General features: G+C 29.3%; 7 protein-coding genes and 1 pseudogene. 1 reads left to right on the forward strand and 7 read right to left on the reverse strand.

Annotated elements, in window-relative coordinates:
* Positions 1 to 256: 256 nt before the first annotated feature.
* The 5 genes and pseudogenes from D9V42_RS12730 to D9V42_RS12745 form a co-directional block, all read right to left on the reverse strand.
* Positions 257 to 865: pseudogene (locus tag D9V42_RS12730) on the reverse strand (FMN-binding negative transcriptional regulator).
* Positions 866 to 1,252: 387 nt separating this feature from the next.
* Positions 1,253 to 1,681 carry an organic hydroperoxide resistance protein gene (locus D9V42_RS12735; protein WP_107530902.1) on the reverse strand — a complete coding sequence of 143 codons (429 nt, stop codon included), beginning with the start codon at positions 1,679 to 1,681 and terminating at the stop codon, positions 1,253 to 1,255.
* Positions 1,682 to 2,469: 788 nt separating this feature from the next.
* Positions 2,470 to 2,904: a PfkB family carbohydrate kinase gene (locus D9V42_RS15595; RefSeq protein ID WP_325167793.1), complete on the reverse strand. Its 435-nt coding sequence runs from the start codon at positions 2,902 to 2,904 to the stop codon at positions 2,470 to 2,472.
* A complete protein-coding gene (locus tag D9V42_RS15600) occupies positions 2,901 to 3,239 on the reverse strand; it encodes a PfkB family carbohydrate kinase (RefSeq protein WP_267921030.1) in 339 nt (112 codons plus the stop codon). The genes D9V42_RS15595 and D9V42_RS15600 overlap by 4 nt, the downstream gene beginning before the upstream one ends.
* A gap of 17 nt (positions 3,240 to 3,256) precedes the next feature.
* Positions 3,257 to 4,210 carry a nucleoside hydrolase gene (locus D9V42_RS12745; RefSeq protein WP_122065255.1) on the reverse strand — a complete coding sequence of 318 codons (954 nt, stop codon included), beginning with the start codon at positions 4,208 to 4,210 and terminating at the stop codon, positions 3,257 to 3,259.
* A gap of 90 nt (positions 4,211 to 4,300) precedes the next feature.
* Between D9V42_RS12745 and D9V42_RS12750 the strand changes: the two genes are divergently transcribed.
* On the forward strand, positions 4,301 to 4,933 hold the full coding sequence (locus D9V42_RS12750; protein WP_107556406.1) for a Crp/Fnr family transcriptional regulator: 633 nt from the start codon (positions 4,301 to 4,303) through the stop codon (positions 4,931 to 4,933).
* Positions 4,934 to 5,113: 180 nt separating this feature from the next.
* Here D9V42_RS12750 and D9V42_RS12755 read toward each other — a convergent pair whose 3' ends face one another.
* Complete coding sequence (locus D9V42_RS12755) at positions 5,114 to 5,545, reverse strand: DUF3995 domain-containing protein (protein ID WP_122065257.1); 432 nt, start codon at positions 5,543 to 5,545, stop codon at positions 5,114 to 5,116.
* Positions 5,546 to 7,638: 2,093 nt separating this feature from the next.
* Complete coding sequence (locus D9V42_RS12765; RefSeq protein WP_244204786.1) at positions 7,639 to 8,145, reverse strand: hypothetical protein; 507 nt, start codon at positions 8,143 to 8,145, stop codon at positions 7,639 to 7,641.
* Positions 8,146 to 8,337 lie beyond the last annotated feature (192 nt).

Here is an 8,337-nt window from a genome sequence, read left to right on the forward strand (position 1 = left end):
TACTTTATTTATTTTATATTTGATACCATTTTCGCACGCAATATTTGGTTAGTAGCTTATATGTAAACTAAAGCTATTTGATTGGAATAGCCCAGTAATTTAAACTGTGTTATTTCAATCTTTTTTGTTGCCCGTCTCGATCAATTTCATTTTTCAAAAAATTGATTATTATTTAAACCTTTTGAAATTGTTATCCAACATTTATTCTTTTATTTATAAAACTACATACGCTTTCGTTCGTCCAATCGTTTTTTAATCACTGTTGATCTTTGATTGCATCAGCTAACTGTGAATTTAAAGGCGCTCCAGTTTGCTTAAGGTGTTTCATAATATTCTCCTTTTCCTTTTCACTACGATTTTGGCTTAATTTATATGCAGCTTCTAATTTATCTACTTTTACTTTAAATCCAATTATTCCATTTACTTGTTGCTTTGTTTTTTCTGATAAGTTTTCTCACGTCGCACCATTTATATGATTACTTTCATATCTATTTAGTAACATACTTAACTCTTTTTTCAATTGCGCTTCATTTAATAACTCTCCTGTACCATATGCATGAACACTTTGATAGTCCCACGTTGGAACATCCTCAGTTTCATACCACGTTGAAGATATATAGCCATGCGCCCCTGAAAAAATAATTAATATTTTGTCATTTCCGTCTATTGTTTGCCATTGTTTATTAGCTTTTGCAAAATGACCTGATAAATATAAACTATTTTCCTTTTCCTCAATGTTAAGTGGTAAATGTGTTGCAGTAGGCGTTGATTCATGATTAGTGACAATAGTTGCAAAATTATTAGCCGTTATAAAATCTTTTACATTTTGATAATCTTTCATTTCATAATATTTAGGAATATACAATATAAAAGCCCCCCTCATCGATGATTACGGTTCAAGCAATCACCCTTTAACCTTATTCTATTATATATATACCCATTTATAAAATTACTACTAAAAATGATTCATATACCGTATTCAAAACAGTCTACATGAGTCAAACAAAAATACACTCCCTAAATGTGTACACTTTAATATGACTAAAGTGGTTATTTTAGGGAGTGCCTTAGATTAAAATGGCTTTTGATAATCTACTTTCGAATTAGGGAGTTCTATATATAGTTTAGCATTATTAAGTCAATAACATATATTAGGGAAAGCCCTAAATAAAATTAACTTTTCAACTTTATTTACGCACTATGTTAAAAAAACAAACCTCCATTAGTGTGTCATTAATGGAGATTTGTTTTTTTAATTAACACTTACATTGATTTCAATATCTATTGTTTCTTTTAATGCCTTTGAATATGGACAATAATTATGTGCTTTTTCTACATACGATTCTGCATCTTCTTGACTAAGATCTTTAACTGTTACATCTAATTCAGCAGCCAATTTAACGCCACCATCTGTTTTATCCGGTAATAAATAAGCTGTTGCACGTACTTCTGGTTCAATTGACCCTTTACCATCGCTTTTTAAAATGTGCATAAGTGCATTGTTGAAACATGAGCTATAGCCAGCTGCAAATAATTGTTCTGGATTTGATTCAGTAACACCGTTTCCTCCCATTTCTTTCGGGACAGCTAAATCTTGATAAAAAGTATTGTCTTCACTAAATACTTTACCATCTCGACCACCATTGCTAATAACAGTAACTTCATATAATGGTTTTACCATTCCAATCACTCCTTTTAATTAAATAAATTATTCTCATATTAATGAATTAATCTCAATTCATTAATACTATACCATTATTTTTTAAAAACTAAAAATTAAAAGCTTAACTAAATAATACTTAATCAAATGAATAGCAATTTTATTCAAATACATTAAGTGTAGTATGTATATTTACACTTTCGAAGAAGTATAAGTTCATGTTGTAATGACTACTAATTTGCCAAAAGTGAAAAATAACTTTTAACAAATTTTACTTTCATACATTGCACCCATTCTGCTCCCAAGCACTCAACATAATATAAATGAGTGCAAAAAAAGCAACCCGAAATCATCCTATTATAATGACTCGAGTTGCTTATATACCTAGTGTTTAACCCCTTTGTTTAGCACCTAGTATTGTTTGATATATTGTTCTCTTTCCCATTCAGAAACTTGAGTTCTGTAGTAATTGTTCGAATTTTTTATATCTTGTACGACCGCTAAACCCCTTGATATAAATGCTTTTAGCGTATAGAGTTTTACCACATTTTATATTCTTGCACCCATTTCTGCACCCAAAATCATTGTTTTATAAAAGTGGGTGCAGAAAAACACCCACCTATTCATTTAGGTGGGCTTTTGCGTATTCGTATAATTTTTCTGTAGTATCTAAAACAGTCTTTTTTAATTGGTTAAACTTTTATTTCACGTTAAAATACTATCAATTTTAGGTATGGATGAAGATCCACCTTTTTTAGATATTGATAAAGAAGATGCTTTAGATGCGATTAAAAGAGATTCTTCCACAGTTATTTTTGAAAAAACATACTTAGAAAATAACCTAAAAAAGTATCACCTGCTCCTGTTGTATCTATAACTTTTGTATTAATCGCACGTTGACGATATTCTTGATTTTTATCTTTGTATACAGCTCCGTTTACACCTAATGTAATAATAATTTTTAAATCAGGATAATATGAAATTAGTTTCTTGAGTATTTTGTGAGTTTCTTTTTCTCCACTAAGTATTCTACCTTCTATTTCATTTAAAAATAAAAAATCCACTTTATTTAAATCTATCCCTTCTATATTTTCGTTCATAGGAGACGGATTAAGCGCAATCATTAACTGTTTTTTAGAAGCTAAATCAATTATATAATCTAAATGACTAATTTCGTTTTGAAGAACTAATAGATCACCTGAGTTGAAATTTTCAAATACTTCTTTAATAAAGCTAGTAGTTATTGTCTGATTCTCTCCTCCATATAAAAAATGGAATTATTACCCTTTGCATCTACTTGAATAATAGCGTGGCCGGTTATTCCTTTAGTTTTATTTATAGCGTCAACATTAATATTATCTGACACTAAGCTTTGAATTAAAAAATCTCCATCTTCACCTATTTTACCGGCATGATAAACATTGGAACCTGCACGAGATAAGGCGATGGATTGATTAAGTCCTTTACCTCCAGCATACTTTTGAAAACTCGAAGAAGATAAAGTTTCACCGTTTTCAACTAAATGAGGAAGCTTATATACTCTGTCGATATTTAATGAACCAAAATTTAATATTTTCATTTTTATCCCTCTTTAATTTATTTTGTTAATAAATTCAATAGTTTTTCCTTAAAAAGTTGATTATTTATCTTTTTACATACAGTAGCGTTTAATAGTTTATCTTTATTTTTACTAGGTATAGCTAAATGTTGATTGTCATCTATAATTACTTGACCATATGTTTCCTCCTCATTTACACACACATGGCAATAACATAATATACTTTCAATCATAATTTCATTCCATAAAACGACTCCCATTGCAACGGCATCTGGCAAATCAACCATATGTTGATTTATTCGTTTTAGATTATATTCTATTAACGATTTATTACAATTAACGGAAAAAATAGCTTCCTCTTTCTTACTTTGTAATAAATAATCCAGATCCTCTTTATATAATGCTGCCTCTCCTAGACAAACATCAAAGCCTATTATACTAACCTTTATTCCTGCATTAATCATTACTTTATATGCTTCTGCATCTACATATACATTAAACTCAGCAACTGGTGTAGTATTTCCTCTTCCGAATCCTGCAGTTCCCATAGTATATATATGTTTTACTTTTTTCATAGTCTCGGGCTCTTTTAAAATTGCTAAAGCTATATTAGTAGCAGGGCCTATAGTTACAATTTCAATTTCATTTGGATTATTATTAACTAATTCAAGTATTGCATCTACTGCATGCCCAGTTTCGGGTGATAATCTAGGGTGTATTAAATCACAGTCTCCCATTCCATCTTCACCATGAACACCCACCGCCGTTACCAAATTACGCATAAGAGGCTTGGCAGATCCTACATAAACTGGTGGCTTTTGGGCGTTAGTAATTTCTACAGTCATTAAAGCATTATTTGTAGCTAATTCAACAGGAACATTACCACAAACAGTTGTAATAGCTTCCACTTTAATATTAGATGACTTGAGTGCCATAATTAATGCAACTGCATCATCGCTGCCAGTATCCGTATCAATAATTAATTTTCTCATTATAAAATCCCTCCAATTTTTATTTGAAATAATTATATGATTTTAAATATAATCAGTATAGGACAAATGACCAAAAAGGAAGAGATAATCATGAGACTTGAGAAAATTATAGAGGATGCACCTAATTGCGTTAAAAAACATTTTATATATAAAGAATATCCAGAAGGAAATATTATTATTAATTCAAGTGAGCAAAATGATTCTTTATATATATTACTTTCAGGAAGTGCAGAAGTTTATAAACAAAATTTTGAAGGAGCTATTGTTTCACTATATATTTATAATGATTTTAGTTTTTTTGGCGAATTAGAAATCTTAAATGATAATGTTTTTAAATATGACATTATTGCAAAAAAACATTGTAAAATCTTAGTCATTAGTAAGAATATATTTTATGAATGGATAAAAACAGATGTGAACTTCACTTTATTTTTATTTGAACAACTTTCCTTAAAGTTAAGTAATAGTTCAGAAAATGTTACAAAACTAGCTTTGTTAACAGTGAAAGACCGTACACTTTTCAGCATATTCAATCATTATAAATTAGATAAATTAGATCAACTAACCAAACAAATTTTAGTAACTGAAGTATCTTCTTCAATAAGAAGCGTCAATCGCGCTATCAATGAATGTATTAAAGAGGGATTTATAATTTATACAAATAAAACATTTTACATTGTGTCTCTTGAGAAACTAAAGAATCATATAGAAAGTATTTTTTAAATTTCAAAAAATAACCACCCAGTGAAATGTGTAGGTGGCGTAATATGTATCAAGGCAAGAAGAAACTTGTTTCTAAAATCTAAAGTAAAAGCCAATTCCTCCAATATCCTCTAATATACTTATCATTTCCAAAGAAGAAATTAATTTATTACAAAGTCTAATAGAAGATTATTATTGAGTTCATCTGTTAGACTTTAAAAAATTTAATAACCCAAGCCCCCATAATAAAAATAAAGGGTCCCAAATAAATGCTTGCCCTATAATACTTAACTTAAAATCAAAGGGAATAATACCTAATATTTTTAACCATCCACTTATTGAGTTCACCCCCCCATAAACAATTAAAAAACTACCACCTATATAAGACATTATATTTATTAGTTTATTTTCTTTAAAAAGCAATATGATTGGGGTCCAAGTAGCAGTTAATTTTAATAAACCTACAAAAAATAGTATTATTAAAAATTTTACACCGTAATTTTGTTTAAACTCTATTGTCCAATATCCTACTGTTTCTAAACCTAACCCACCATCAAATGCCCAATAAAAAGTAGCTAATGAATGCAAACTTCCCGAGATTAAAAACAAATAAAGACCAACATTTTTAAGCATGTTCTTAACTCCTTTTTAAAAATATTATCATAACTAAATTTTGCTTTATTCCAATTGCTTTAATGACGTTGAGCCTCGGAACCCTTAAAATCAATAAATTTTCTCGGCATAAATGCGTGTTCTAATCACAATATATTTTTGTACCTTGATGAAAAAATAATTTCCAATCTTTTTCATAAAAACCCATATTGAACTTCTAGCACTTTTAGAATTAGAAGTTTTATCTAATAAAATATATTTACATAACTTAGTTTGAATAGACAAATCAACAACAACAAAATCCTCAATTTCATAAATATTAGAATCTAAATCAATATTACAAAAATCTTCTTTTTTAAATTTCTTACCCGATTGACCAAATTCTTAAAAATCGGGATGAAGAATTTCTAAAAATTTTTCGTTCTTACGATTTTCGGAATCCAAATGAAAATATTCATATTCAATTATAAGCAATCATCCTTTTCAATAAATTTTAACATAAAAAATAGGGCAAGCACATAAGTGCCTACCCTTTTGTAATAATACATATACTAGATTATTTTTAATTTCAACCTAATTTATATACTAGCATTTATTATATATTGAAAATTAAAAACAGCCACCCAGTAGGTAGCTGGATGGCATCAACTATTAGCAGAGTAATCATACAATCAATATGAATACTATTAAGGAGAATCTGTTAACTAAATACCCACTTAAAATGTTAATAAACACAAAAAGACAGCCGAATTAACGACTGCCTTTAACTTATGGAATACAATAACTAATCTAGCAAAAGAGTTATAGATATAAAATACCCTTATGATTATTTAATAAACATAGAAAATGCCCACTAATATAAGTGAGCATAAAAGTGTCGATTTATTAGGATACGGAGACTCCGTTAGGAGCCTATTTTTAATTTATCAAAAGATATAATTGTTTTCAATAAAAACCACCCCTATGGGTGGTAATGGAGTAAACTTTTTAGATAATAGGTTATCAAGGGGACAACCTACAGATATATTCTAGCATATAATTTAAAACACAGACACATAAGTGCCTGCCGCATAAGATGATTCCTTAATATAGACGATTGATACGTCTGTTATTATTATATACTTTTATTTAAAATTAACCAACATAAAAAAGGCCACCTATAAAGGTGGCTGTACTATATATTATATATATATTTTATAACCTATTGGTTATTGACATTAATTTAGCACATAAATAAAATGTACGCAAGAAGATCAAACTTAATCTAATAGTAATATTTGTAACTTCTATATAACATAGCTAATAATCGTGTATATTCACAACTTAATACGATAAATAAAAAACCACTCCGAAGAGTGGTATCATTACTATTAAAAATGATTTGAATTGAAAAGTATATTTGAAAGGCTATGTTTATATTATCAGAATATTCTATAATCTACAAGTAATAAATATAAAAAGCAGACACGGGACAACGTATCCACTTCTTTTAGTAAGGTATATTTTAATGGTTAGCAATAATACATTGCTTAAATAATTTATATCATAAAAAAGACACCCCTGTAAAGAGGTGCCATAGGATTATAAGGAGTTGCGTTCTCCTACACGCCAAAGAGCGAGCAAGAAAAAGACCCATCATAATTCCTTTACGCCCTAAGGCGTGTTAATAAATAATACCTCACAAAGTTGTATAAGTAAATAAAAACTACCACCTTTAAGGGTGGTAGTTATGTAAAAATAATATCCCTATTGAAACTATATCCTTCTTCAATAGTTATTCGACAATATATCAAAAAAAGACACCCTTGTAAAGAGGTGCCTTTTCGGATTCGGTTTCCCACACAAAGTAAAGTAATTTCATGTTATCAAATTATTATATTTATTACAATAATAAAAAAGGGGTAAGCAACTGTAAATGCTTACCCCAAAATAGATAGAAAACTATAAAACTATGTCTAATATTAGGTTAATATAAAATTAACATTAAATCAATATATATAATGTAATCGTATCCATTAAAAAATTAAAAAAACCGTCCTTTAGGGCGGCTGTAATTATACTATATAAATAAAAGAATTAAGTTAAATATTAATCAAACTATTTGGTTGTTAATTCTACTTCCAAGTGATTGTTCCCCAATATTTTTCGTTCTTTATTTTCTCGTCTTTATCAGTAATCTTACATACAGCTAAATAGAAATACCCAGCGCTTGGATTTGTTGGATATTTAAATTTAATCCACCAATAACCATCCTTTTTAGTTATGCTTACAAAGTCGACCCATTTATTCGCGTAAATCCATGAACCACTATCAACAATTTCTCCTTTTAAACCAGCGCTACGTCTTACTTTAATCGTTGTATTAGCTGTAAAACGTCCTGACCAATTCCACGTAATCTTTTCTGGTGCTTTAAAATTAGCACGCACAAAATACATATTAGGGTCATAGGGGTGCAGTCGTTGTGCTACTGTTTCCCAACCTGTACCGCCTTGTTCTGGGCCTTCTGTCCAACCGCCACCTAACCAGTTTTGTTCGACAATCGTTAGTTGATTTAAATCTGCTGATACTACAAATCCTACATGACCAGCACCATCTCCATACGTGTAAGGGAAAATAACCATGTCGCCAGGTAAAGCTAAAAAAATATAATGTATTTTTATAAACTTTCGCTCTATCCTTTATTAACGCTTGATTATCTGTATGAATATCTTTAGCGTAATTGCCTTGTAAAGATGTACCAGGGAATAATTGAGCCCAACCTGCATTAGCGTAATCATAACATTGATAACCATACCAACCATCAAAATCATATT

This window comes from Staphylococcus pseudoxylosus, from assembly GCF_003697915.1.
GTDB lineage: Bacteria > Bacillota > Bacilli > Staphylococcales > Staphylococcaceae > Staphylococcus > Staphylococcus pseudoxylosus.

Coding starts and splice junctions, on each gene's coding strand:
- D9V42_RS12765 (WP_244204786.1), bottom strand. CDS start 8,145: ATGGTTATTTTCCCTTACACGTATGGAGATGGTGCTGGTCATGTAGGA.
- D9V42_RS15600 (WP_267921030.1), bottom strand. CDS start 3,239: ATGAAAATATTAAATTTTGGTTCATTAAATATCGACAGAGTATATAAG.
- D9V42_RS12735 (WP_107530902.1), bottom strand. CDS start 1,681: ATGGTAAAACCATTATATGAAGTTACTGTTATTAGCAATGGTGGTCGA.
- D9V42_RS12755 (WP_122065257.1), bottom strand. CDS start 5,545: ATGCTTAAAAATGTTGGTCTTTATTTGTTTTTAATCTCGGGAAGTTTG.
- D9V42_RS12745 (WP_122065255.1), bottom strand. CDS start 4,210: ATGAGAAAATTAATTATTGATACGGATACTGGCAGCGATGATGCAGTT.
- D9V42_RS12750 (WP_107556406.1), top strand. CDS start 4,301: ATGAGACTTGAGAAAATTATAGAGGATGCACCTAATTGCGTTAAAAAA.